The 25,552-nt window shown below is 67.2% G+C and carries 21 protein-coding genes; 12 read left to right on the forward strand and 9 right to left on the reverse strand.

Going from position 1 to position 25,552, the window contains the following annotated elements; genetic code table 11:
* Nucleotides 1-143: 143 nt before the first annotated feature.
* Both OF380_RS25455 and OF380_RS25460 read left to right on the forward strand, forming a co-directional pair.
* Nucleotides 144-854: a Crp/Fnr family transcriptional regulator gene (locus OF380_RS25455; RefSeq protein WP_264048416.1), complete on the forward strand. Its 711-nt coding sequence runs from the start codon at nucleotides 144-146 to the stop codon at nucleotides 852-854.
* 1 nt (nucleotide 855) lies between these two features.
* Entirely contained in the window at nucleotides 856-1,116 is a 261-nt protein-coding gene (locus OF380_RS25460; RefSeq protein ID WP_264048417.1) for a DUF6894 family protein, read from the forward strand.
* Nucleotides 1,117-1,393: 277 nt separating this feature from the next.
* Here the strand turns inward: OF380_RS25460 and OF380_RS25465 are convergent, their stop codons facing one another.
* Nucleotides 1,394-2,086 carry a winged helix-turn-helix transcriptional regulator gene (locus OF380_RS25465; protein WP_264048418.1) on the reverse strand — a complete coding sequence of 231 codons (693 nt, stop codon included), beginning with the start codon at nucleotides 2,084-2,086 and terminating at the stop codon, nucleotides 1,394-1,396.
* Between the two features lie 100 nt (nucleotides 2,087-2,186).
* On the opposite strand from OF380_RS25465, the gene OF380_RS25470 reads away from it, so the two are divergent.
* From OF380_RS25470 to OF380_RS25490, 5 genes are all read left to right on the forward strand, one after another.
* A complete protein-coding gene (locus tag OF380_RS25470) occupies nucleotides 2,187-2,978 on the forward strand; it encodes a VOC family protein (protein ID WP_264048419.1) in 792 nt (263 codons plus the stop codon).
* A 13-nt stretch (nucleotides 2,979-2,991) separates the two neighbouring features.
* Nucleotides 2,992-3,492, forward strand: coding sequence for a VOC family protein (locus OF380_RS25475; RefSeq protein WP_264048420.1), 501 nt, complete (start codon nucleotides 2,992-2,994; stop codon nucleotides 3,490-3,492).
* A complete protein-coding gene (locus tag OF380_RS25480; protein WP_264048421.1) occupies nucleotides 3,485-4,150 on the forward strand; it encodes a dihydrofolate reductase family protein in 666 nt (221 codons plus the stop codon). Before OF380_RS25475 ends, OF380_RS25480 begins: the two co-directional genes overlap by 8 nt.
* A gap of 456 nt (nucleotides 4,151-4,606) precedes the next feature.
* A complete protein-coding gene (locus tag OF380_RS25485; RefSeq protein WP_264051486.1) occupies nucleotides 4,607-6,034 on the forward strand; it encodes a carbohydrate porin in 1,428 nt (475 codons plus the stop codon).
* Between the two features lie 395 nt (nucleotides 6,035-6,429).
* Nucleotides 6,430-7,281, forward strand: a complete 852-nt coding sequence (locus OF380_RS25490; RefSeq protein WP_264051487.1) for an SGNH/GDSL hydrolase family protein — start codon at nucleotides 6,430-6,432, stop codon at nucleotides 7,279-7,281.
* A gap of 299 nt (nucleotides 7,282-7,580) precedes the next feature.
* Here OF380_RS25490 and OF380_RS25495 read toward each other — a convergent pair whose 3' ends face one another.
* From OF380_RS25495 to OF380_RS25510, 4 genes are all read right to left on the reverse strand, one after another.
* Nucleotides 7,581-8,666 (reverse strand): HD-GYP domain-containing protein, encoded by a 1,086-nt coding sequence (locus OF380_RS25495; protein ID WP_264048422.1) that lies wholly within the window; start codon nucleotides 8,664-8,666, stop codon nucleotides 7,581-7,583.
* A gap of 217 nt (nucleotides 8,667-8,883) precedes the next feature.
* Nucleotides 8,884-9,960 carry a DUF2336 domain-containing protein gene (locus OF380_RS25500; RefSeq protein WP_264048423.1) on the reverse strand — a complete coding sequence of 359 codons (1,077 nt, stop codon included), beginning with the start codon at nucleotides 9,958-9,960 and terminating at the stop codon, nucleotides 8,884-8,886.
* A 106-nt stretch (nucleotides 9,961-10,066) separates the two neighbouring features.
* The gene (locus OF380_RS25505; protein ID WP_264048424.1) at nucleotides 10,067-12,316 is read right to left on the reverse strand and encodes a methyl-accepting chemotaxis protein; all 2,250 of its coding nucleotides are present in this window, start codon (nucleotides 12,314-12,316) and stop codon (nucleotides 10,067-10,069) included.
* 517 nt (nucleotides 12,317-12,833) lie between these two features.
* Complete coding sequence (locus OF380_RS25510; protein WP_264048425.1) at nucleotides 12,834-13,502, reverse strand: DUF4142 domain-containing protein; 669 nt, start codon at nucleotides 13,500-13,502, stop codon at nucleotides 12,834-12,836.
* Between the two features lie 1,042 nt (nucleotides 13,503-14,544).
* Between OF380_RS25510 and OF380_RS25515 the strand changes: the two genes are divergently transcribed.
* Nucleotides 14,545-15,063: a DUF992 domain-containing protein gene (locus tag OF380_RS25515; protein ID WP_264048426.1), complete on the forward strand. Its 519-nt coding sequence runs from the start codon at nucleotides 14,545-14,547 to the stop codon at nucleotides 15,061-15,063.
* A 169-nt stretch (nucleotides 15,064-15,232) separates the two neighbouring features.
* Here the strand turns inward: OF380_RS25515 and OF380_RS25520 are convergent, their stop codons facing one another.
* The 3 genes from OF380_RS25520 to OF380_RS25530 form a co-directional block, all read right to left on the reverse strand.
* Entirely contained in the window at nucleotides 15,233-15,364 is a 132-nt protein-coding gene (locus OF380_RS25520) for a hypothetical protein (RefSeq protein ID WP_264048427.1), read from the reverse strand.
* A gap of 781 nt (nucleotides 15,365-16,145) precedes the next feature.
* Nucleotides 16,146-17,840: a methyl-accepting chemotaxis protein gene (locus OF380_RS25525; protein ID WP_264048428.1), complete on the reverse strand. Its 1,695-nt coding sequence runs from the start codon at nucleotides 17,838-17,840 to the stop codon at nucleotides 16,146-16,148.
* 133 nt (nucleotides 17,841-17,973) lie between these two features.
* On the reverse strand, nucleotides 17,974-18,759 hold the full coding sequence (locus OF380_RS25530) for a GAF domain-containing protein (RefSeq protein WP_264048429.1): 786 nt from the start codon (nucleotides 18,757-18,759) through the stop codon (nucleotides 17,974-17,976).
* Nucleotides 18,760-19,258: 499 nt separating this feature from the next.
* Here OF380_RS25530 and OF380_RS25535 point away from each other — a divergent pair, with 499 nt between their 5' ends.
* The gene (locus tag OF380_RS25535) at nucleotides 19,259-20,944 is read left to right on the forward strand and encodes a methyl-accepting chemotaxis protein (RefSeq protein ID WP_264048430.1); all 1,686 of its coding nucleotides are present in this window, start codon (nucleotides 19,259-19,261) and stop codon (nucleotides 20,942-20,944) included.
* A gap of 7 nt (nucleotides 20,945-20,951) precedes the next feature.
* On the forward strand, nucleotides 20,952-21,248 hold the full coding sequence (locus tag OF380_RS25540) for a hypothetical protein (protein ID WP_264048431.1): 297 nt from the start codon (nucleotides 20,952-20,954) through the stop codon (nucleotides 21,246-21,248).
* A 58-nt stretch (nucleotides 21,249-21,306) separates the two neighbouring features.
* Here the strand turns inward: OF380_RS25540 and OF380_RS25545 are convergent, their stop codons facing one another.
* Nucleotides 21,307-21,564, reverse strand: a complete 258-nt coding sequence (locus OF380_RS25545; protein WP_264048432.1) for a DUF6894 family protein — start codon at nucleotides 21,562-21,564, stop codon at nucleotides 21,307-21,309.
* Nucleotides 21,565-21,769: 205 nt separating this feature from the next.
* Between OF380_RS25545 and OF380_RS25550 the strand changes: the two genes are divergently transcribed.
* A complete protein-coding gene (locus tag OF380_RS25550; RefSeq protein ID WP_264048433.1) occupies nucleotides 21,770-22,561 on the forward strand; it encodes a Crp/Fnr family transcriptional regulator in 792 nt (263 codons plus the stop codon).
* 13 nt (nucleotides 22,562-22,574) lie between these two features.
* Nucleotides 22,575-25,253, forward strand: coding sequence for a PAS domain S-box protein (locus tag OF380_RS25555; protein ID WP_264048434.1), 2,679 nt, complete (start codon nucleotides 22,575-22,577; stop codon nucleotides 25,251-25,253).
* Nucleotides 25,254-25,552: the final 299 nt, after the last annotated feature.

A 25,552-nucleotide genomic window follows, 5' to 3' on the forward strand; every position in this document is an offset into this window, starting at 1 on the left:
ATATAAATTGATCAACTTGCAGCCCTATGGGTTGCTATGTACTTTCTTGTCCACATCTATCGGTTCATCATCCGCATGCTGATCCGAGCGTGGGTGGCTGGGAGACGCTGCGCGCTCTTGCTTCAACGAGGAGACAAGAGCGCATGCCTCAGGTTCGACAAGCCGCCGTGCGCAACCGCCTGCTGAAGGCGTTGTGCGAAGACGACTTCGCGCTGCTGCAGCCGCACCTTCAGCCGCTGCGGACCACGATGCGCCAGACGCTCATCCATCCCCACGAGCCGGTCACCCATCTGCTGTTTCCCGAGATCGGCTACGCCTCGGTCGTGGCGGACGTCGCAGGCAATCGCATCGAGGTCGGGATCATCGGACGCGAGGGGCTGGTCGGCGCCTCACCCGTGCTGCTCGATGGCGGGACCGCGCCCTACCACGAGTTCGTGCAGAGTCCCGGTGAGATGCTCGCCATCGGCACGGCCGATTTCCGCGCTGCCGTCGACCGGAGCCCGACCTTCCGCACGCAGATGCTTCGCTACCTTCAAACCGTGCTGATCCAAGCTCGGCAGACGGCCTACGCGAACGCCGCCTACACCATGGACGTACGTCTCGCCCGGTGGCTCCTGATCTGCCAGGACCGCCTGGACGGCGACATCCCGGTCACCCACGACTTCCTTGCGGTCATGCTCGGTGTCCAGCGCTCCGGGGCGACGCTGGCGGTGCAGTCGCTGGAGGGTAGCCGTCTCATCAAGGCGCGGCGCGGATGCATCACGGTGCTGAACCGCGAAGCCCTGGTCGAGCTTGCCAACGGGAGTTACGGGGTGTCCGAAGCCGAGTACGCCCGCTTGATCGAGGGCGTGTGAGATGCCGCGCTACTACTTCAACCTGCGGCACCGCCCAGGACCCGCTGGCCTGGCCGTGGACCCGGAAGGCGAGGAGTTCCCGGATCTTGATGCCGCGCGCAAGCGCGCCCTGGATGCGACGCGCGATCATATCGCTCGCACGCGGACGGACATCGTCCGGGATTGGTTCGTCTGCTCCTTCGAGATCGAGGACGAGGACGCCCAGCTTCTGCTCACGGTGCGGTTCAGCGAAACCGTTCCGGAGGTGGACTACGGGGACTGAGGCGGCTGACCTGCACGGTCAGCTTCATCGATGATGATGTGGATCGCGGACGCATGGGAACCCGCCCGACCCGTTCGTGGACCGAACCGGTAGATCCGAACTCAATCGTGGAACGCGCCGGCGGCTCCTGACCCCATGGGAGAATGGCCGGGCTTCGGCCGCGTGGCCCAAAGCAGACCCCCCCTCCGGGGAAGGCGCGTTCGCTTCCATCGTCGCGCAGCCTGTGCCGTCATCCGGCATGGCGCCGAAGATCGAATATGAGCCGCGAAGTCGCTCTTCAGGCGTCCCTGGCCGGCAGGGCGAAAAGATCGACGAAGGACCGTGCGAGAGCGGCCTCGCCAACGAAAGCGAGCGTGCCCTCTGCACCGTCCCTGGCCAGGGGCGCCTTGCCATAGATCGTGCGGCGCATCGCCATCGTATCTCCGGTGAACGCGAGGTCGGATGCCTCCATGTCACCACGTCTCACCAGGATCTCGCCGCCGGTCACCGTCGCGCCGAAGTCCTCGCCGGGGAAGTGGAAGGCGACCGACACCGGTAGTTCCGCAGCGCGCTTTGGATCGATGAGGGCCTGGAGCGACATCATGGCTGAAGCCGCCGACATGAACAGGCTCCGATCATGCCGCGGCGAGCGAGCCGCCCAGCGACCGAGGTCGCGCATCAGCGGTGCGGCCTCGCGGCCCCAATCCGTCAGGTCGTAGACCTGCACGTTGGCCGGTGATGGCAATCGGTAGCGCATCAGGATGCCCACCTCTTCCAGGCTCTCCAGGCGCTGGGTCAACACATTCGCGCTGATGCCCGGAAGGTTCGCCCGGATCTCACCGAAGCGGCGTGCGCCGAAGACCAATTCGCGCATGATCAGCAGCGACCAGCGCTCCCCGATGAACTCCAGGGCGAGCGCAGTGCCGCAAGCGTCGTCGTACCGACGTTCCCGTGGCGCCGAAACCTCGGCGGTTAATTTTTCTAACTTCATGGTTGTCTTGCGTAACCGAGAATGCCAGCCTGGGCAAAGCGGAGCCGTAAGTGGCGCCGTTGCGCGGCCGACGCGCCCGGGTCCTGGAGGAATGCGCCCAATGGCAACTGTCGATGGTACACCGATCTGGTTCGAACTGAACGCGACAGATCCTGCTGCGGCCCAGGCCTTCTATGAGGGGGTTGCCGACTGGCGTGTCGCGCCGTCTTCCATGCCTGAGCACGGCGGCTACCGGATCGCAGAGGCCGACGGCAGGCCCGTGGCCGGGATCCGGCAGACGATGCCGGAAGCGCCAGGCTTGCCCGGGTGGGCCGTCTATCTCGCGACCCTGGACGTCGACGCCACTGCGGCCCAGGTGGTGGACCTCGGCGGCAAGGTCCGGTTCGGGCCCGTCGACATCCCCCATGTCGGCCGCTTCGCCATGGTCAGCGACCCGCAGGACGTGGTCTTCGCCCTCATGACGCCGGAGAACTCCGCAGTGAGCCGCGCCTTCGGACCGGTGCCGCTTGGGACGGAGCACACCCTCGGCCACGGCGTGTGGATCGAGCTCGCGACCCCTGATCCCGAGGCTGCCCTTGCGTTCTACGGGACGCTGTTCGGCTGGGAGAAGCTCGGGGCCATGCCGATGGGCGGGATGGGCGAGTACGCCTTCATCGGCCGGGGCGACCTGCGTCCGGGCGCGATGATGTCGAGCGCCGCCACCGGCGCACCGCCTCGGTGGAGCTGGTACGTCCACGTGGCCGATATCGATTGTGCCCTTGCGATGGTTCGAGAGAGGGGTGGCACGGTGCTCCAGGGGCCCGATCCGATCCCAGGCGGCAGCTACTCGGCCAAGATCGCCGACCCTTTGGGCAACACGCTCGGCCTTGCCGGCCGACGTCGGACGTCGTGAGGGGAGACCGGTGATGACGAGCGAGAAGCTGACGACCTGCCTGTGGTTCGACCACGGCCAAGCCCGCAAGGCCGCGGAGTTCTATGCCAAAACTTTCCCCGACAGCCGTGTCGGTGCCCCCATGCACGCTCCGTCGGATTTCCCGGGCGGCGTTCAGGGCACGGAACTCACCGTTACGTTCACCGTGCTCGGTCGTCCGTTCGTCGGGTTGAATGGCGGCCCCAACTTCAAGGCCAATCAGGCGGTCAGCTTCATGGTGCTGACCGACGACCAGGCGGAGACCGACCGCTACTGGGATGCCATCGTGGGCACCGGTGGAGCGGAGAGCCAGTGCGGCTGGTGCACGGATCGCTGGGGCTTCTCCTGGCAGATCACGCCGCGCGCTCTCCTGCGCGCCAACAGCAATCCCGACAGAGCCGCGGCCCGGCGCGCGTTCGAGGCGATGATGACCATGCGCAAGATCGACATCGCCCGGATCGAGGCCGCCGTCCGAGGAGACCCCGCCGATGCGTAAGATCACCGGCTCCCTCTTCCAGTCGCTCGACGGCGTGATCCAGGCACCGGGTGGACCGGAGGAGGACCAGACCGGGTTCCGCCATGGCGGCTGGACATTCCCATACTTCGACGACTCGCTTGATGGGCCGATGGAACGGCTGCTCGGGGGAGACTACGAGTTGCTGCTCGGACGTCGGACCTACGAGATCTTCGCCGCCTACTGGCCGCACAACGACGATCAGCCGATTGGGGCGGCCTTCAATTCCGTGCGCAAGCATGTCGTGACGTCATCCGACAGGGCGCTTGGTTGGAACAACAGCCAACGTCTCGTCGGCGATCCCGTTGCGGCGGTCACACGCCTCAAGGACAGCGACGGACCCGATCTCCTCATCCAGGGGAGCAGCGTACTCTATCGAGCCTTGCTCCCGGCGGGTCTCATCGACCAGCTCGTGCTGATCACCTTCCCGGTCATGCTCGGTCACGGCAAGCGCTGGTACGCCGACCATCCGACGACAGCCGGTGCGTGGACGCTGATCGAGCAGGCTCACTCGCCGAAAGGCGTCCACTTTGCGTCGTTCGCACGGGATGGAGCCGTTCGGACCGGCAGTTTCGCCACCAAGCCTCCGAGCGAGGACGAACTCGCGCTTCGTCAACGCCAAGCGGAAGGCCATTGGTAGGAAAGCACCGCAAATCGGCATCCTGGAAGCTCAAGTGCATCTGCGATGCCGCTTGCCCGAAACAAGCCGGGCGGCTTCGATCTGTCAACGTCCTCTTGTTCCACCTTCTTGTTGGATGTAGCCCAGCTCGTATCTGCGCCGGAGCGGGCATTCGGCTCACGACCGCACCTAGCCGTACTATTTAGTCCGCACCGTAATCGAAAGCGGAAGTTCGCTGTTGGGCTTTACGGCCCTTGCCGAGAGAGCCGTTGGAGGAGCCACCCAGCTCAGAGCGTGACCGTGCTGAATCTGGGATTGCCGATTGCCATGAGGTCGGCGATGGTCACGGAGCTGCCGACATACGGCGGACCAGAGGGATGAAGCGAACCTTTGGCGGCCGTGACTCAGGTTGACTCAGAGCCAAGCCAGATGCCTTCCGGTAAGCCTCATGTGGCCCATAGCTTGGCCGTTGGCCTGATGTTGTGGCTCCTCGACAGCTCAGCCCAGGCCCAGCAGCTCGCCCTCACGCGCTTTCGCGGGGCCGGTGGGGATCCACGCACGTCCATCGCCCAACCGGAGACGACGAGCCAAGCATCGGGGGGCTACGTCAGCTCCGTCGAACCTTATCTCGGTCCCTTCGGTGACCCGCTTGGCATCCGCCCTGTGCTCAAGGAGCAGGGCATCGAGTACAGCCTGACCTACATCGCGGACGTCCGCGGCAATCCGTTCGGCGGCATTCGACAAGGGGCGGCCGTCGAGGACCGCCTGAACCTGCGGCTCAACCTCGACCTGCAGAAGCTTGTCGGCTGGGAAGGTGCGACAGCTCACGCCAACGCCTACTTCATCCATGGCACCGGCTTGTCCCGCTACTACGTCGGCAACCTGCTCACCACGAGCGCCATCGAGGCACTGCCCTCGACCCGACTCTACGTGCTCTGGCTCGACCAAAAGCTCATGGACGGCAAGCTTGCCATCAGAGGCGGACAACTGGCGGCTGACACGGAGTTCATCGTCAGCCAGACCGCGACGCTGTTCATGAACTCGACCTTCGGCTGGCCTGCGATCACGGGCGTGAACCTGCCGAGTGGCGGACCCGCCTACCCGATTGCGACGCCGGCAATCCGCGCGAAGTATTCGCCGGACGACAAGTTCTCCCTGCAGGTCGGTCTGTTCGACGGTGATCCGGCTGGAGCAAACCGGCCCGGTCCGGACCCGGAACCGCAGCGCCTGAACCGCACGGGTACGAACTTCCGAACGAACGACCCCGCCTTCGTCATCGCGGAGGCGGCCTACGCCTACAACACCGACAACGATCCCAAGACCTTACCAGGCACCGTCACCCTGGGCGGCTGGCAGAACTACGGGCGCTTCGAGGATCTGCGCGTCGACACAATGGGTCGATCCCTCGCTGATCCAGCCTCCAGCGGCATGGCCCGTCGCCTGCGCGGGAATGCAGGGATCTACGCCATTCTCGACCAGACCCTCTACCGGGAGGCAGAGAAGGAGGATGAGGGCGTGAGCGCCTTCGTCAGGGCTTCCTTCTCGCCGACCCGGAGCAGCCTGATCGACTACTACATGGATGCCGGACTTGCTTACCGTGGATTGTTCGAAGGGCGGGACAGCGACACGGTGGGGCTCAGCGTGGCCTATGCGCATATCAGCGCCGATGCGCGCCGCGCCGATCGGGACGCTAACGTATACTCCGGCCTATCGATGCCCGTACGGAAGTTCGAGACGGTATATGAAGCGACCTACCAGGCGCTGGTGGTGCCTGGGTTCACGGTGCAGCCGGACGTTCAGTACGTCGTCCGCCCGGGCGCAGGCATCGCCAATCCACGTGACGCTAACGGACATCGCGTGAAGAACGCTGCCGTGTTCGGCGCGCGCGCCACCGTCCAGTACTGACATCCTCGGTCCAGCGGTTTCGCCGGCGCAGCGCCAACCACGCTTCAGCAGTAGGCAAGGCAAAGCTTCCATCGTGGTCGCGCAAGTAACTCGACGACACCGCCGAGTTGATGCGTGTCGACGAAGTTCCCGTTGCATTGCGACAGGGATTTCTGTATTCAAAATCCGATCCACGCAGTGATTCGACAGCGTCGTCGAAAGCGTCCGCCTCGGCGGATGGGACCGAGCAGGTCTCCTGTGCGGAAGTCTGCCTTATCCGAAGTGGCACCGTAGTAGCTCAGGCCGGGCGTCCAGGACGTCCCCTTGCGATTGCGGGCCTAGACCTCGACGCGTGCGCAGCCGACGCCACGCGACCGAGCCTTGGCATGTCGGCACGCCTTCGGAGAGCCATGATGATGACGCGCCGCCTCAGCGATGATCGGCCTGGGGTTCCATCCACCTCGACCGGTAGCTGGCGTCGCATCGCGGGGAGCATCGCGTTGCTCCTCGGCCTGAGCCTGTCCTCAACGGCGGTGCTGGCCTACAACGATTTGCTGCCCGTGAGCGTGCGGCGTGCGGTCGACGGCATATCCGCCGAGACACCGCAACTGCCTCATGTCGCGCACAGCCTCGCCACGGGTGGTCCCATACGGATAGTGGCCTTCGGTTCCTCCTCGACGGAGGGTATCGGCGCCAGCAGGGCTTCGGCCGCCTACCCGGCCCGGCTCTCCGTCGCGCTCAAGCAGGCGCAGCCGCGAAGCGCCGACCGCATCACGGTTTCCAACCGCGGCGTTGGTGGCGAAGCCGTCGATGACATGCTCGTTCGAATCGACCGCGATGTCATCGCGCCGAGACCTGACCTCGTGGTCTGGCAGACGGGCAGCAACGACCCGTTGCGCGGGGTGTCCCTCGATCATTTCCGTGCAGCAACCGCCGGTGCGGTGCGCCGCATCCGGGAGGCCGGTATCGACGTGGTGCTGATGGAGCCGCAGTGGTGCCCGAAGCTCGACGCGACGCCGGGCGCATATCGGTTCCGCGATGCGGTCCGGGAGATCGGCGCCGAGCTTGACGTGCCGGTCATTCGGCGTTCGGATATGATGCGGGACTGGATCGCGCGGGGGGAGGTGACCCATGAGGAGCTCTTCGCCGCCGATGGTCTGCACATGGCCGACCGTGGCTATGATCTGCTGGGACAGGAAGTATCGGCGCTGATACTGCGTGCTGCGGGCCCTGCTCACGTCGCGAGGGTCGCCTCCACACACGAATGAGGGCTCGCGATCCGGATGATGGCTGCCTCATGAGGACCATCGGTGACGCTTGCTCCGCCGCGTCCCGATTGGAAGGCGGCGCTTCGCGATCCATCCGTTGCGGTCATCGCTCCCCGTCCACCGCGTTGCCGGGAAGCGCAGCGTCCGAAGGTTGGCAGGGGTCGCTAGCAGGCGCTCGAAGCCCGGCTCGTATCGGCCTACGAGGTTGGTGGCGGCGTTCCGGCGGGTGAACGCACCGCAATCTGGCACGGGTCAGAAGGCGCGCGTCATCGCCTGGCTCGATCTTCCTCGGGTACGGCTCAGCCCAACCGGATCCGTGGGGTAGGCCCGGCGGCTTCCGCAAGCGGGAGGAACGCGCGGACGAGGTCCTGGTCCAGCTTCCCTCCCATGTCGGTGAGGATCGCGTAGGCCGCGCCGCCCTCCATCGGCCGCCTGTAGGGACGACGCTCGATGAGGGCGGCGAAGGTGTCGCAGATCGTCACGAGGCGGACCAGGTCGGGGATCGCGCGGCCCGTGAGGGCGTCCGGGTAGCCTGACCCGTCGAGGCACTCGTGATGGGAGCGTACCACGGCGTGCATCGTCGTGCCGTACCCTTGATCCCGGAGCATCTCGTCGCCCAAGACGGCATGGGTGCGCATCACGGCCATCTCGGCCTCGGAAAGGGGCCCGGGCTTGTTGAGGATGGCGAGCGGGATGCGGGACTTCCCGATGTCGTGCAGGAGGGCCGCCTGCGTCAGCTGCTTCGAATCCGCCTCACGGAGGCCGAGATGCCGCGCGAAGCCCGCCGCGAGGCCGGCGACGAGCAGGCAGTGCTGATGCGTGGCGTCGTCGAAGCGCCAGACCACGTCGAGCCATGCCCGGACGTCGGAGCGGCGCAGCGCATCCTGGATCAAGCCGGCCCCGGACGCCACCAACTCGGGCGCCACCGCGCCGCTGACACGGCCAAGGTCGAAGATGCGGGTGAGCGCCGCGTCCGCTGCCGCGACGTCCTCGACGAGGGACGCGGCGCGGCCCGCATCGGCGGTGAGGAGCGGGGAAAGGGCTGCCGCGAGCGACCGGATGGATTGGTCCATGTGGAGGATGCCGTCCGCGCCGAGCGCCTGCGCCTGCACCCGTGCCCGGGGGGAATCCCCGTGCAGGATGCAAAGGTAAGGCGGACGTTTCGGGCCGAGGCGATCCAGATGCCGCTTGAGGCCCGCGAGGGGTGCCGACGAGGTGAATGCGACGTCGCTGACGACGGCGCGGACCGTGCGCGGATCCGGCCGCGTGCTCGACTCGGCGGGATCGAGCAAGTCGACGACCACGCTTGGTCCCAGGGAAGCAAGGCTGCGCGCGAGGCGCTCGCCGCGCGACGGCGTGTCTGTCAGCAGGAGGAACGTGCTCATGGCGGTCCCACGAGGATCCGGATCGTCGCCTCGGTCCGGAGCCGCAGGTCGATGTCCGGTCGGCTGACCCGTACCGTACGCTTCCGAGGTGGAGGTGAGGTTAACGCAGGCGCGGTCGCTCGTGACGGCCGTCCAGGGCTCGCGACGCGGTGGGCGGCCTCGCTCGCCGCGCGGATGGCCGCTGCACGGCCATCCGCGCGATGTGCCGTGGGGGCGGTCAAGGCGTGGCCGCGGGGTCGAGCCGGTCCCGGGCCGCGGTGAAGCGAACCACGCGTCGGGCCGTCTCGACGGAGAGATCCTGGAGGGCCTGGAAGGCGCTTTGGAGCTCCTCCGTCGTCGGCGGCTGCCCGGAGCGGCTTGCCAGGAGGAGCTTCAGGGTCTTCCACCCGAAGCGAACGGAGCGAACCAGGAACAGGAGCGGATCGGCCGTGGGGGCCTCGAAGGCGTTCACCGCCACCGCCGGTGGAACGCCGGCCATCCGCGCCAGCGCAACCAACGCGCACGTGACCTCGCCGGACCCCAGCCAAGCCTGAACGTCCGTCTCTTCGAGGCCCTTGGCTGCGCGCCGTGCGACGATGACCTCGGCCGGGGTCAGGTCGGCCGGCGGCTTGGTCATGCCCGCGGTAGCGGCCAGCGTGGCTGCCGCGGCGGCGCCATCGCCGAACTCGGCCGCGAGCGTCCCCCGCGCCCGCTCGCGGGCGATGGCCACGAGTTGCGCCATGCATGCCTCGGGCACGTCGGTGCGTTCGGTCAGCGCACGGTTGAGCGCGGCGTCGCCCCGGGCACGGGTGGTCAGCGCCGCGAACCCGCCGTCGGAGAAGCGGGCTCCGCGGTTGCCCGCGACATCCCGTACGACCTCGTCGTCGCCGCGCGAGACGATGACGTCGGTGACGGCCTCGGCCAGGACGCGTCGGCGGGCGATGGCCCGCAGGTGCGTCTGTCCCCCACGGCTGGCTACCTGCACCAGGTCGTCGTCGTCCAACCGTTCCGAGCGTTCCAGCACCGGGCCCGCCACTTCCGCGGACGGATCGAAGGCGAGGTCCCTGACGACCCGGTACGGCGCGTTCGGAACGTCGGCAAGCGACGCGGACAGTTCCGTGCGCGCCGCCGTCTCGATGTCGTGCGAAAGCCGGACGATCACCGTGTCGAACGCGTCGATCTGCTCTTGGCTGAGGCGCGGCGCCTGCTGGACGAACAGGCCTGTCACTTGTCGCAGCATGCTCACGCTCTTGGCGTGGTCCCCGCCGGAGATCGCCCCTTCGAGGTCGGCGACGACCGAGATGAGCGCCTTCATGGATGCTTGTCCTTTCCTGGCACCGAGGTGCCGCTTGCCTGGTTCCGCATGACGCAAGGGCGTCTGCGCCGGCGGACGTACGGATCAGCCCGCACCGTCCCGCCACTCATCCCATGGTGCCACGCAGCGGCCCCCGTCCGTCGGCCAGGGCTTCCGTGCCGGTCGCCCGCGCGAGGGCGATGCCGGCCTCGCCCGCACCCACCCAGACCACCTGTCCTGGCAAACCCACCCCGTCGCCCATGTCGAGCGTGACGGTCGCCCCCGGGCTGAGGGGGACGCCCGTGGCCTGGATCCGGGCGCCCCCGGTGCTGACGTCGTGCAGCCGCGTCTCGTACCGCCGGCCGTCAACCTCCACCAAAGCCACGCCCGAGGCGGGACGCCGCGCCTCGGCGCGGCGGTCCGCGATCTCGCGCACGAGGCGGTTCACCTCGCCGTCGAGGCGGTCGGCTTCCCGGGCAAGCCCGTCCGCCGATTCCGCCAACAGCGTCGCCAGTCGGTCTGTCTCGGTGGCGGCCGGCGGAAGGGCGTCCAGGTCCTCGATGACGGCGCGGGTCCTGTCGACCACCGTCTGCACCGTCAGGTTCAGCTCGGCCGTCGCGGCGTTCTGCTCCTCGACCGCGCTCGCCACCGAGGCGGAAACGCCGTTGACCGTCTCCACCGTCTCGCTGATGCGGTCGATGGCGCCGAAGACATCCGCGGATACGGCCTTCAGGGCCGCGACCTGCTGGGCGATCTCCCCGGTCGCCCGCGTCGTCTGCCCGGCGAGTTGCTTGACCTCGGCGGCCACGACCGCGAAGCCCCTGCCTGCCTCTCCCGCCCGCGCCGCCTCGATGGTGGCATTCAGGGCCAGGAGGTTCGTCTGCGAGGCGATGTCCCCGATCAAGGCCGTCACGCTTCCGATCCGGTCGCTGGCGACAGCGAGCTGAGCCGCCAGTTGAGTCGCCCGCCCGACCTGTTCCTGCGCCGCATGGGTGACGGCGATGGACTGGGCCGTCTGGCTCGCGATCTCGGCAATCGAGCTCGACAGCTCCATCACGGCGCTGGCCGCCGTCGCCATGTCCTGCGAGGAGCCGCGCAGTTCCGCGACGGACCCGACCAGGCGCTCGCGCGTGCCGGTCGCATGCTCCCGCACGCTGGCCGTCGAACCGCGCATGGACGCGCTGACCTCCTGGAAGTGCGAGACGCCGCCGCCGACGGAGAGGCGGATGCGCTCCGCGACCTCGCCCATGAACCTGCGTTCCCGCATGACGAGCTCCCGCCTGCGGTCGTCGCTCGATGCGTCCGCGATCTTCTCGACCGTCCTGTCGCGGAAGTACACGACGGCACGGGCGAGTTCCCCGATCTCGTCGCGGCCCTGCGCCTCCGGTACGGAGGCGTCCAGTCCCAGGTCCGCCAGCATCCGGATCCGCTGGTCGAGGGCTGCGAGGGCGCGCACGATGGAACGGCTGAGGAGCCACGCGAGCAGGAAGGCCGTCGCGGTCACGAGCGAGGCGAGGCCGAGCGCAAGCACGAGGCTGCCGGTAAAGCCCGAGATCCGGCTTTCGAGCAGGCCGTCGAGCTCGGTCGCGCCGGCTTGCCACAGGCTGTCCGCGTCCGAGAGCATCGCCTTCCCGGCCGCGACGAACGCGGCCAGTTCCGCCGTACCGCGACGGCCGGCGGCATACGTCTGGGCCATCGAGGCCGTTCCCTTCAGGAAGAGGTCGGTCGACCTGGCCAGCGCCTCGGCACCGCCCGACAGGTTCCGGCGTGTGGTGCCTCCGGCATTGGCGTTGAAGGCCGAGGCGAGCGAGGCCGCTAGGCCTTCGGCGGTGGCGCGCAGCTTGCCCTGCTCGACCAGGAACTCGACGGCATCGGCGCCGGTCGTTCCTTGCTTGTCCGCGTTCGCGATGCCGAGCCGCACGAGGCGCCCGGCCTGCTCCGCCAGGTCCGGCAGCTTCACCGTCACCGCATCCATCACATAGAAGGAGTCGAGATCGGGATCGAGGGTCAGGTTGGAACCGTCTGCGATCCTCGTCACCAGCGTGCGCGCGGCCGCTGCCGCGTCGGCGGGGCTTCCGCCGTCCCGGAACCGGGCGAGTGCCCCCGACGCCTCCCCTGCCCCCAGGGCCGTGTCCAGCAAGGTGCTCCGGCTCTCGAACGAGGCCCAGGAGCTTCGCTCCGCCGGTACGCCCAGTGCCGTCGCGTGCAGGATCGGCCACACGGACCCGAGATAGGTGACGCCGTCTCGCTCAAGCTCGGCGAAGCGGATGTCCTTGCGGGCTTGCGCAAGGTAGAGCCCCGCGAGCATCCCAATCGGAATCAGGAATAGGCTGACCGTCGCAACGAGCTTGCGGCGGATGGTGAAGGTTCCACGCATGGTCGATCCGGGATGTCGGCGACGGATACAGGTGTTCGCCTATGCGCATCGTATCCGTGACGTATTGATCCTTCCTGCTGAGCAATGGGATGCGGTTGCCGGAAGCGCTGCGTCGAATGAGCCAAAGCTCGCCTTTGCGGACGGCGCGTTTGCGCCCCGGCGGAAGCCTGTGAGCGAAAACCTCCTATTCCGCCGATCCGTACGGAATGCCTTTCTCCCCGAACGACGGTCCATCCACGTCGTATCGTCAAGCTTGGGTGACAAGTCCGGCGAGGCTGACGCGATCCGCCTCTTGCCTGTCGGGGAGCCGAAGATCCGCCGACAACCCTCAGGTCCTGCGTAGGACAGGCCGACCCGTTCGAGGCGACCGTTCGCGGTTTTGGGCCGCATCTCCGCGCGCACCGCCGGATCGGTGCGGGTCATCGAGGAACAGCTCGACCGACTTTCGACAGCCTCCAAACGAAGCAGGCCAGGCAGGTGTCTGCCGAGCCCGTCGCTACCTCATACGCTTCGCGCCTTAGCCGCGCTGGCCACCCATCATACCCTGCATCTTGGTGAGCTGGGAGATGTGAAGCTGGATGAGCGGGATGGCGCCACGAGCGATGCGGCGGAGCTGCGGGTCCTCACCGTTCTCGGCGTAGGAGCCGTGGATGGCATAGGCCTCCTGGTGACCCTGGAGCGAAGCGCTCACGAAGGCGGCGTCGTACTCCGGCCCTGGCTGCATGCTGGCAAGCTGGGAGAGGAGCTGCGCCTTCTGCTCATCCGAGGTCATGCCGCCGGGCGGGGGAGCACCGAGCACGCCACCGGCGACACCGACGGCTGCGCCGGCCACGCCACCCGCCACGGCCAGGGGAGCAGCGACAAGCCCACCGATCAACCCACCAGGTCCGGGGGGACCGCCGGCTGCCGCCGCTGCAAGGCCTTCGGAGTACGGGCCCAGCTTATTCGAAAGGCTCACCTGCTCGACTACCTCCGCCCGGGAGAACTTCTTCACGCGCGGATTGCTGGTCTTCTCGTTAGCATCACGCGCCGTGTTCTCCAGGAACAAACCACCCTTGGTCGCCATGTTGAGGTAGACCGAGGTGGGCATAGCGCCCGCAGGTGTGGGCTGCGCAACGGCAGTGCGCGTGACGGCAAGGGCCGCGGTGGCCGTGAGCATACCGAGGACGAATTGGCGGCGGTGCATCGGGGAACTCCAAGGAAGAAGAGGTGCCCGCGCTGCTAAGGCTCAGCTCAGGGCGATACTGCGCGAACCGCCTTTTCAGGGAAATGTTCCTGAGCGCCCGGAGGTCCGCCGCCGGGTCCGAACGATGTAGGCCAAAACGAACCGCCGCCTCTCGTGCAGCCGTCCAGCTCGTACCTGCGGTTGCTGCTGTCGCTCATGCGCCGTGCGACGTAGTCACTTGAGTAGGACTTCTGCCCAAACACCAACCATCCGATGCCGAACCCGATGGCGCCGGCGATGAGCAGGCTGGACGCCGTGGCGCTGTCAGCGTTGCTCACGGCGCGGCTTCCTTGCCGGTCGTAGTCGGCACCGCGCTTGGAGACACCTTCCCATGCACCGGATGCGCGGTCAGTGACGGTGCTCGGGCTTGCGAGCCGCTCCGCGCCTCCGCTCGCGATTGAAGTAGCCGATAACTGTCGGCAACCATACAGGTAGCCGCCGCGGGCGCTGGTTTTAATCTGCGTTATTGTGGTTGCGCAAGATACCCACGACTTCTTTATGTAGCAATTCGCAGCAGCATCCGCGAAAACAGGCGTCTCTTCTGGAGCCAACTCTCAGGCGAATGCTCCTGCATACAGCTGGCTGTATGCGGCCGCGATGGAGTCTGAATTCGTAATCTGAAGGTATTCCGGGGCAGCCGCAGCGGCACAACATAAGCGAAAGTTCGTCATGACCGATCCCAGCGAGGTGACTGAACTACCCGCTGGGCGCCAGAACGACATGGTTTATCTGATAGTCACGGTCATGGTGCTGGAGTGTCTCATCCCACTCAGCGCGTTTTTCTGGTCATAGGGCTGGGAAGTCGGAAAGGGAGAGTCAAGAGCGGACGCTTCTGCTTGCCCTCCGCCCCTCGCTTTGCCCCCTACGCATCGGCCGCTCGCAGCCTCCGCAATGTTTCGTGCAACTCACGGCCAGCGAAGCCTCAAGCAACATTCCGAGGAATTCACCTGCAACTCTCGCCCCTCATGGTTAACGCAACGCTTCGGAGAGAGGCGGCCACACCATGTACAGACGACACAAGGGGCTTGCCATGCACGTGCTCACCATCGCCTTCTCCGCCGCCATCCTCGCTGCTGGAGCAACCTACGCGCAGGGCAGCCGTTCGGCACTTCCGACACAACAGACCGCCGGTATCATGACGTGCACCACCAAGCCTGAAGCCAGCCTCGTGTTCGGCAATACGCCCGTCGCGGAATGCACCTTCGTGGCGGATCGCGGTAGCTTCAAGCAGACCTACCTCGCGCTGTTCTCGCGGATGGATCGGCCCCAGGCCGAACCCAAAGCGCAGACCGTGAAGTGGCAAGTAATGACGAAGGATGGCTTCGCTCGCCCGGGCATGCTTAGCGGCCTGTTCAACACGCCAGCATCAGGCGAGCACGACAACTACCGGAGCATGCCGGACCTGACGGGCCACGGAGCGAGCCTCAAGTTCCTGTCGCACTCCGGCACGGGCACCGCGAAGTTCGCCGTGAGCACCCCGCGCATCCGGCTCGCTGCAGCTACCGAGGGCCTGACGCGCTGAAGCGGTTCAATGGGTGTGGATGCGCAACCCGGAGGGAAAGCCTTATGCGTTCCTCCGGGTCGTCCTCTCGCCTTGGGTTACGCTCGATCAAGCCTGCGAATGAACGGCCGCAAGTTGGTCCCTAACGCGGTCAAGGGAGGGATGAATGATCGGGCCGGATCGTCCAGCCTCAAACCTTCCAGTAGGCAAGCGTCCGAGACTTCCTGTCTCCGAGCAGAGTCGCGGCGAGGTATGAGAACTCGACAGCCGCCAGCATCAGCAGGGCGTTCAGCAGCACGGATGTCAGTGCCCGGTGGCTCAAGGCGCCTTCCACCCCAATGGCGACTGCCAAAACCGAGACGATGAGGAGCAGGGCGGGTCGGGTAACCTAACGGATCGGCTCGCGGCGGCTCCGATCAGGACAAAACACGTGAGAAGCATTGTAACACCAGCGTGATGGCCGGTCAGACTACCTACGTACTCAAATGTTACAAGTTCCAACTATAGGCAGCTTTGTGCTCTGCGGTATTCCAGATGCACTGCAACAACTAGCCAATAAGCAGCAGCAGTAAGCTGAATGCCGCCCACGCAAGGAAGGCTATCCACGCGAGTGTCGCTCCGAAACTAAGCGCTAGGAAGAGCGGGATCGGAAGACGCCGAACGAAACGGTCCGCGGCGATGAGCATGATGCGCCACGAACGCCTACCAGCAGGAGGCTCTGGGTCGTTCGCCTTCATCACGGGGATTTCGCTCGCCAACGGGACGCCTACTCGGAACGCCAAGCGCGTGGCGCCGGGAAGGGCAGAGTGAACGCCTCGCGGGTAGAAACCGTTGCGACAGTTGCAGCGTGGAAGGTTACCGTGGACTAGGTGGCATCGCGGCCTGCGCCCCTCACGCCATGGCGTCCAACCCTCTCGCGAGTCGATGCGCGTCCTCGACGATCACGATGCATCGGCCTTTCGGCGCGCGCACGTGCATGGGCGAGCCCCTGGGGGGCACACGGGTGGTGCGATGGAAGCGCATGGACCGGAAGGCGAACGCCGCCTTACCCCGCCGTGGCCGCGATGCAGGTGACTTCGCCCTATGGGCCGCCAACGCGCGTGTTAGGCTGAGAGCGACTTGAGGCTGTGGGTGATCTCGGACACGCCGAGCGCCGCGGTCTGCATGTTGGTCGAGATGTCCTGCGTGACGGCGCTCTGTTCCTCGACGGCCGAGGCCACGCCCGTGACGAGGTCGCGGACCGAGGTGATCGACCGCGTCATCGCAGTGAGGGATCCGACGACGTCGCCCGAGATCTCCTGCATGGTCTGGATGTCCTCCGCGATCCGCCCGGTCGCGTTCGTCACCTGCTGGGACAGGAGCTTCACCTCGCCGGCGACGACCGCGAAGCCGCGGCCCGCCTCGCCGGCGCGCGCCGCCTCGATGGTGGCGTTCAGCGCCAGCAGGTTGATCTGCTCGCCTACGCCGCGGATCAGCTTGACGACCCCGTTCATCGAGGTCGCGGCGCAATCGAGCCGGGCGGTGGAACGGTCGGCCGCCTGCGCCCGGTCATGGATCGCGTCGACGTCGGCGCGCGAGCGGGAGAGGCTCTGCGCGATCTCGCGGATCGATGTGCTCAGTTCCTCCGCGGAGGACGCGACGGTCTGGACGTTCTCCAACGTCCTTTCGGATGCGCTTGCCACCCGGAGTTGCGCCGCCATCCTGTCGGAGACGTCGGTCGCGTACTTCACGATCTTGAACGGCCGTCCGTTCATGTCGAGGATCGGGTTGTAGGCGGCCTGGATCCAGACTTCCCCGGCGCCCTTGCCGATCCGACGGAACATGCCGGCCTGGAACTTGCCGGATCGCAGGTCGTCCCAGAGCCGACGGTAGTCGTCGGTCTTGGCGTAGGCGGCGTCGCAGAGGATGCTGTGATGCCGGCCGCGGATCTCCTCCATGCGGTAGCCGATGACGCGGAGGAAGTTCTCGTTGGCATCCAGGATCGTGCCGTCCATGCCGAAGTGGATGACGCCCTGCGAGCGGTTGATGGCCGAGACCTGGCCCATCATGTCGGCCGTCCGGAGCTTCTCGGCGGTCACGTCGGTCGCGAAACCCACCACCTTGTACGGCTTGCCACGGGCGTCGCGAATGGGATTGTAGATGGATTGCAGCCAGATCTCCCGTCCGCCCTTGGCGAGCCGCCGGTACTCCGCCCGCTGGAACTCGCCGCCGCCGAGTGCCTCCCAGAACGCGCGGTATGCTGGGCTTTCCCGTTCGGGCGCAGCGACGAACATGCCGTGGTGCCGTCCCCTCACCTCCTCCAACGTGTAGCCGACGGTATCGAGGAAATTCGCGTTGGCGGTCAGGATGGTGCCGTCGGGCGTGAATTCGATGGATGCGCGCGACCGGCTGATCGCCGCGATCTGGGCTTGGTTGTCCGCGTTCAGGCGACACTGCTCGGTCACGTCGACCGCGGCCAGGACGATCCTCGCGACGCGTCCCCTACGGTCAACGACGGGCGCGTAGGTGGCCTGTAGCCAGACCTCCTCCCCATTCTTCCCGACACGGGGGAAAACGCCCTGCTGCGCCTCGCCCCGCGCCAGCGCCGACCAGAACTCCGTTTCAGTGCGATCCCGCGCGTCCGTGGACTCGACGAGGATCTCATGCCGCCGGCCCCGTACATCGTCGAGGGAGCGTCCCAGGATGCGCAGGAAGGACGCGTTCGCGTCGAGGAGGGTCCCGTCCGGGGTGAACTCGGCGACGGCCTGGATGCGCGCGAGGGCGGCGAACTTGGCGTCGGAAGCATGGCCGAACGGCATGGATCATCCCCGTAGACGGTTATTGGAACCTGTCGGGCGAACGAGGGCACCAGTCCGTCGTCGCTGCCGCGGTCGTGGGACAGAATGTGCCAAAAACCCCTAAGATTTTCCTAATCGGTCTACTCTCGCAGTCTTAACTTGAATTAATGCGAGTTCTGCGCACGCCTGCGGTCGCGACATCTTGTCCGAGGAAGACGATCCCGCGGTCTTCGAGCGTCAGGCGTACGGCCCGTACCGTCGGCGTACTCGCTTTCAGGTTGGCGGTACTTGCTTCGAACCGCTTGATGGTGTTCGCCGATACGCCCGAAAGTTCCGCAAGCCGATTGATGGACCAGTCGAGCAGGCCCCGGGCGGCGCGGATCTGCGCCCCACCGAGGAAGTGCGCACCGGGCAGGTCGTAGGGCACCGGCGAGGACATGCCGTTCTTGTCCGCGCGGCCCTGCCCCAACTCGCGCAGCCAGAGCTCGCCGACAACGATCTGCGCCAAGCCTGCCAGGCGCCGCACGTCGTCGGGATCGAAGGTGCGCGGCTCGCTGTCGATGATGCACAGGGAGCCGAGCCGGATCCCTGGGGCGACCGTGAGCGGGGCGCCCGCGTAGAAACGGATGAAGGGAGGACCGACCACGAGGGGATTGCCGGCGAACGTCGGGTTCGCACGAGCGTCCTCGACGACGAACACCGTGTCGTGCAGGATGGTATGGGTGCAGAACGCCTGGTCCCGAGGCGTGCCCGGGACATCGAGGCCGCACTTCGCCTTGAACCACTGCCTACTCTCGTCGATCAGCGATACGAGCGCGACCGGAACCCGGAACACCTCCTGCGCGATGCCCGCGATGCGGTCGAAGGCCGGCTCGGGCGGCGTGTCCAGGATCTGGAGCCGGTGCAGCGCGGTCAGGCGAAGGGCCTCGTTCGTCGCCATGGGACCTTGGTTCATCCGCACCTCGACTAAGATGGTATGCCCGCACATCGAACATCCGGGTCCTTCTCGGCAGCGAGAGCCTCTGCGAGATGCGCGCCAGAGCGAGGAAGCCGACCGCCTCGGATTCGGGACTGGGCTCGGCAACCCCGGTCTCGTTGCCGGCGCCGGTAAGGCGCCATACCGGCACCCGATGGCTAAGAAGGACGATGGCCACAATAGCCGAGCCGGTTCAGGGGAGGGCATTGTCGAGCGAAGGTCAGTCATGCGCCGACTGCACCCAGACGGAAGAGTTCTCGCACCACCGTCCAAGTCGAGCGGTGCGCGGCCGCCAAATGCACGTCCGCATGTCGCGGACATGGTCGGATCGCGGAGCGGGATGTCCCCGATCTCCTTTCCGCCTCACGTTTTCGAGAGGATTAAGGTTTCCGGGCTATGAACCATGCAGTTCGAACGACCTCCGACGCGAAGCCGCCCGGGCGTCGATAGTCACGGATTCGCCATGCGCCTCTCGCTCAAAGCCACCCTTGCCTCGCTCTTCGCACTCATCGCACTTGTCTCGGTGGGCCAGGCCTTTCTCAGCATCCACGACTTCGGTTCGATCCGAGGCAACATCGACGACCTGGCGCGCAACCGGCTGCCCTCCGTGGATGCGATCAACCGGATCAACACGGCCACCCGGGACAACCGCGTCAAGCTCTACCGCCTTGTCGTGGCATCCGGCACGCCGGAGGCCCTCGCCGAGAACAGGAAGGCCGTAGCCCAGGCAAGGGAGTCCTTGGCCCGGCTCGGGACGGTGTATCGAGCCCTGATCAGCTCGCCCGAGGAGGCTGCCGCATACGAGCGCTATTCGGTCCTCTCGGGCCGGTACACGAGCGAGCAGGAGGCCGTCATGGCGTCGGTCGACGCCGGACGGGTGAGCGAAGCGCTTGCGCATCTCGTACGGCCGGACATGGGCCAGATCGCGAAGGACATGGCAAAGTCCCTCGAAGACGGGATCGACCTGAACAAGCAGGCCGCCGAGGCGAGCGCGCGCGCCGGACTCGACAGCGAGGGCGCCGCCGTACGGAATGCATACGTCGCGATGGGCATCGCCGTCGCGGCCTCGATGGGAGCCGCGCTGTTCAGCCTGGTGGGCATCTCGCGTCCCATCGCGGACATGACGGTGGCCATGCGTACGCTCGCCGAAGGGGACGCCGGCGTGCGGGTCCCGAGCGTTGGCCGGGGCGACGAGATCGGCGCGATGGCAGCGGCCGTGCAGGTCTTCAAGGACAACCTAGTCCACGCCCGGCAGATGGAGGCGGAGACGGCCCTTGCGAGATCCGGTGCGGAGGTCCAGCGCAGGCAAGCCATGCACGACGTGGCCGACCGGTTCGAGTCGGCGGTCGGCGGGATCGTCGGCGGCGTGACCGCCGCCGCCTCGCAATTGCAATCCACCGCCCAGGGCATGGCAGGCACCGCCAGGGCCACGGCCGACCGGTCGGGTGCCGTGGCGGCCGCGGCGGAGGAGGCCGCCTCGAACGTGGGGACCGTGGCAGCCGCGGCGGAGGAGCTCGGCGCCTCCGTACAGGAGATCAGCCGGCAGGTGTCGGGCTCCGCCGCGCTCGCGCAGGCCGCGGTCCGCGAGGCCGCACATACGGCCGACCTCGTGCAGGACCTGAGCGCCGCGGTGGCAAAGGTCGGCGACGTGGTGACCCTGATCACGAGCATCGCCGGCCAGACCAACCTGCTGGCGCTGAACGCCACCATCGAGGCGGCCCGCGCCGGCGAGGCCGGCCGTGGCTTCGCCGTGGTCGCCTCGGAGGTCAAGGAGCTCGCGAACCAGACCGCGCGCGCCACCGACGAGATCGGAGGGCATATCGCCCGTATCCAGGGTTCGACGAGCCAGGCCGTGTCGGCCATCTCTGCCATCACCGTGCGCATCCGCGAGATCAGCCAGGTGGCGACGACGATTGCGGCAGCCGTCGAGGAGCAGGGCGCGGCTACCCAGGAGATCGTGCGCAACGTCGGTCAGGCTGCGACCGGGACGAGCGAGGTCACCGAGAACATAGCGGGGGTTGCGGGTGCTGCAGGCGAGACCGGCGCGGCTGCAAGCCAGATGCTCGCCTCGGCCGCCGAACTCTCCCAACGGTCCGGGCAACTGGATAGCGAGATCGCGCGCTTCCTCGCGACCGTAAGGGCGGCGTGAGGCGAGAATGGCCAACATCCATGCACTTCCGGTCGTCCTCGGCCCTGAGGGGGCACGGCGCCTGCTTGCCGACCTCGCCCACCTTCACGCGAGCGGAGCCTGCCCCGGGCCACGCACGGCACAGATCGATGCGCTGGTGCGGTCATTGAGAGACCAAATCCGGATGCTGTCCGTGATGGTCGAGAGCCTCACGGCGGAGCTCGCGGTTGGCGATGCCGACACCGACGAAGCGCAGCGAGCCGTTGCCAGGCTCATCGGGTCGGTCGAGCGTGCGATGGCCTCGGCGAACGCCTGTCGCGAATAGGCGAGCCCGAAGCGTCGGCCATCGCTCGGGACCCGGTCGTGGCGCCCGTCCTTCCTTCCTAGGATTCGGAGCCCGTGCGTTCCGGATGGCAGTCGGCGGCCAGGTTCAGCCGGACCGTGCAGAGCTCCGCCCCCTGCGCGTCACGGACGAAGGCCACAAAATCGCGCCTCCCGTCACGCGGCGGAGCCTCCCGACCGATGTCGGGAAGCGCCCCGATGGCGGCATCACGGGCGGCCTGCAGGTTCTCGTATTCCTGGCCCTCCTCGTCCTTCAGCCAAAGCGTGCCGTCCTGGAAATCGATGAAATAACGAGGCATCACAAAGCGCGTTCTGGGGAAGGCGAACCTTTACGTACCTAGAAATCACCTCGGCGCGGAAGGTTGCATACGTTAAGCCGAAGGCTGGCCTCGCTACCGGGAAAAACGACGCGGCCGCCCGGTTGTGTGCACTAATAGACAGACATGGCGCCAAGCGTTGCGTTAAGCCTCGCGCCCGATACAGTCAGAAACACGCCGCCGGTCCATGCTTCCCGACATCGACACCCTGATCAGCGGCAACCTGCTCCTCAGCGCCTTGCGCTTGCCTGACCAAGCCCTGCTCAAGCCCCATCTGGAGGTCACCGAATACCGTCGCGGCGACATCCTTTTCGACGCCGGGGAGGATGTGACCTTCATTTCCTTTCCCCTCGGCGAATGCGTGGCGGCCCTCGTCATCGCGCTGCGGGACGGGCGTACCGTGGAGACCGCGACGGTCGGGCACGAGGGAGCGATTGGAGGCGTGGTCAGCCAGGGCTCGCTGCCGGCCTTCAGCCGCGCGGTGGTGCAGGTCCCTGGCTCGGTGCTCCGTATCGAGGCCACGGTGCTGCAGCGGATCAAGCAGGCTTCGCCGGGCCTGCGCAACCTGATCACCCGCTATTCCGACTGCCTGCTTGCGCAGGTCCTGCAGTCGGTGGCGTGCAACGCCAGCCACACCATCGAGGCGCGCTGCGCCCGCTGGCTGCTGAGCCTTCAGGATCGGATAGGCGGCGACGTCCTGCCCGTCACGCACGAGGTCCTGGCCGAACTCCTCGGCGTGCAGCGCTCCTATCTGACGCGCACGCTCCGGACCCTGCAGGCGCAGGGCCTGATCCAGCTCCGACGGGGACGCATCGTCATCGCGAGCCGTCCAGCCATGGAGGATGCCTCCTGCGAGTGCCATGGCGCGGTCAAGCGCCATTTCGAGAGCGTGCTCGGCGCCGTCTACAACGCTTCCGGAACGCTGATGTCCCTGCGTCCCCGTTCGGTCGAGGACAGCCCTGCGTGCCAGGCCGTCTGAGGGTGGCGTCGCCGTGACGGAACCGAACGCGCTGCCTGGGCAGTCCCGACCGCCATGGACAGAGTGCACGCGGCTGGCCACCCTCGATGCTTACGGTATCCTCGATACGCCGCGCGAGCAGGGCTTCGACGATGTCGCCGCGCTGGCGGCCGAGATCTGCGGCACGCCGATGGCGGCCGTGGCGTTCGTCGGCGAGGGACGCCAGTTCCTCAAGGCGGAGGTCGGGCTCGGCGGACTGGGGGCGCCGTTCGACACCTCGTGCTGGCGTCGGGCCGTCTTGCAGGATGATTTCCTGCACGTGCCGGACGCGACGAAGGACGGGCGTCTTGCGGGCGATCCGCTCGTGACGGGAGAGCCGGCTCTGCGCTTCTATGCCGGGGTCCTTCTCAGAGGCGACGGAGACCAACCCATCGGCACGGTCTGCGTCCTCGATACCCGGCCGCGCGATCTGACCGAGACGCAGCGGGCGAGCCTTCGTCGCCTGGCACGCCAAGCCATGGCCCAGCTGGAACTCCGCCGCTCCGCCCGCATCCGGCAGGCCGACAGGGAGCTTCAGGACCGCATCCTGGAGAGCGCGACGGACTACGCGATCATCGTGACGGACCTTGGCGGCCGGGTGACCCGCTGGAACGTCGGCGCCGAGGGGATCCTCGGCTGGCGCGAGGAGGAGATGCTGGGCGCGTCGACCCACCGGTTCTTCACGCCGGAGGACCGTGCAGCAAGGCGGCCCGAGATCGAGATGGGCCTCGCGTTGGAGCGCGGCTCCGCACCGGACGAGCGCTGGCACGTTCGAAACGGGGGCGAGCGGTTCTGGGCCAGCGGCGAGATGATGCTACTGAGGACCGCGCACGGCGAGATCCGGGGATTCCTGAAGATCCTGCGCGACCGAACCCGCCAACGCGCGGACGAGGCCGAACGGAATGCCACCGAGCTGCGCTTCCGCTCGCTGGTCGAGGTCAGCCCCCAGGTGGTCTGGTTCGGTGACGCGGCGGGCAACATCACCTACTGCAACGCCCATTGGTACGAGTTCACCGGCCTGACGCCAGGCGATGCCGGCGGGGACGCCTGGATCGACGCGATCCATCCCGACCATCGCGAGCGCGTGCTGGGCGTCTGGGCGGACGCCATCGCCGCCGAGGGGACCTACGAGATCGAGATCCCGTTCCGCCGGGCAAGCGACGGTGGGTACCGCTGGTTCCTCGCCCGCGGCAAGCCGGTCCGCGATGCGTCCGGTTCCGTGGAAAGCTGGATCGGCATCGCCCTCGACATCCACGACCGCCGGCAGGCCGACGCGGATCTCCGCGACGTCAGGGACCGGCTGCGCCTGGCCGTCGAGGCCGCCGACATCGGCATCTTCGACTACGACCTGATCGGAGGCAAACTGGACTGGGACATGCGTGTGCGCGCGCTCTTCGGCGTGGGCCCGGATGAGCCGGTGACCTACGACACGTTCCTGGCCGGCCTGCATCCGGACGACCGGGCCTGGGTGGACGAGGCGGTGCGGACTGTTCTCGACCCGGCCGGCCGAGGCGCATGCGATATCGCCTACCGCACCGTCGGTTTGCGGGATGGCATCGAGCGCTGGGTGGCGGCCAAGGGCCAGGTGTTGTTCGCGCAGGGACGTGCGATGCGTTTCGTCGGCACGGTGCGCGACATCACGGAGAGCCGACGCGCGGAGCAGGAGCTGCGCGAGACGGAGGAGCGCTACCGCCTGGCCTCGCGTGCCACCAACGATGCCATCTGGGACTGGGATCTCGCGAGCGACCACATCCGCTGGAACGAGGCCGTGCAGACCCTTTTCGGGTATGCCCCGGACGGGGTCGGCGCGAGCGGCGCATGGTGGAAGTCGCGCATCCGCCCGGAGGACCGCGACCGCGTCCGGAGCGGCATCCATGCCGTGATCGACGGCGGGGCGGAGCACTGGCGGGACGAGTACCGGTTCCTGCGCGCCGACGGCTCCTATGCGGATATCCTCGACCGTGGCTACGTCCTGCGCGACCAGGACGGACAGGCGGTGCGCATGATCGGGGCGATGCTGGACATCACTGCGCGCAAGCGGGCGGAGGAACACCAGCGGCTGCTCACCGGCGAGCTGCAGCACCGGGTCAAGAACACCCTGGCGCTCGTCCAGGCCATCGCCAGCCAGACGCTCCGCGGGGCGACGGACGTCGACGAGATGCGCGAGGCCCTCGCGGCGCGCCTGATCTCGCTGGGCCGCGCCCACGACATCCTGACCGAGGCCAGCTGGACGGCGGCACCGATCATGGATGTCGTCGAGGGCGCACTCGGCATCCACCGACAGCCGGATTCCGCCCGGCTTCGGATCGGCGGCCCGAACGTGCTCCTGGCCGCCAAGCCCGCCTTATCGCTGGCCCTTGCCCTGCACGAGCTCGCGACCAACGCGGCGAAGTACGGTGCGCTCTCGAACGAGGTCGGCGTGGTGGACCTGCGCTGGCACGTGTCGGACGAGGACGACACGCCGCGGCTGCGCCTGATCTGGTCTGAGCATGGCGGACCGCCCATGCCGGGACCACCGGCACGGCGAGGGTTCGGGTCACGCCTGATCGAGCGGAGTTTCGACGCCGAGGCAGGTGGGGAGGTCAGGCTCACCTATGCGCCGACCGGATTGACATGCCGCCTGCAGGTGGCGCTCTCCGCAAACCAGGACCAGCGTGGTGACGCCGCGGCCTAGCATCGGCGCCACTCGACGAGGCAGCGTCGCGCGAGCGAGCGCTCCATCCTCCCATCGGACCGGCGGTCGATCCTGATGCTACGTCCCGGGCTTTACCCTTGGATGGTGGAGCGAATTGGATGCACCTGCTCGGCCGTGCCCTGAGCGACCCAGGCTTGAACGAACGGATGGCGCCTTGGATCGATGGCGACCATCCCGTGCGGTGCACATGGCAGCAACGATGAACCGGACAGATTAGGTCCGCCTCCCGGCTTCCTAGAGGCTGTTATGGACCCGTTGTTCGAGGATTCCAGATGAAG

The sequence above is a fragment of the Methylobacterium sp. FF17 genome (assembly GCF_025813715.1).
GTDB lineage: Bacteria > Pseudomonadota > Alphaproteobacteria > Rhizobiales > Beijerinckiaceae > Methylobacterium > Methylobacterium flocculans.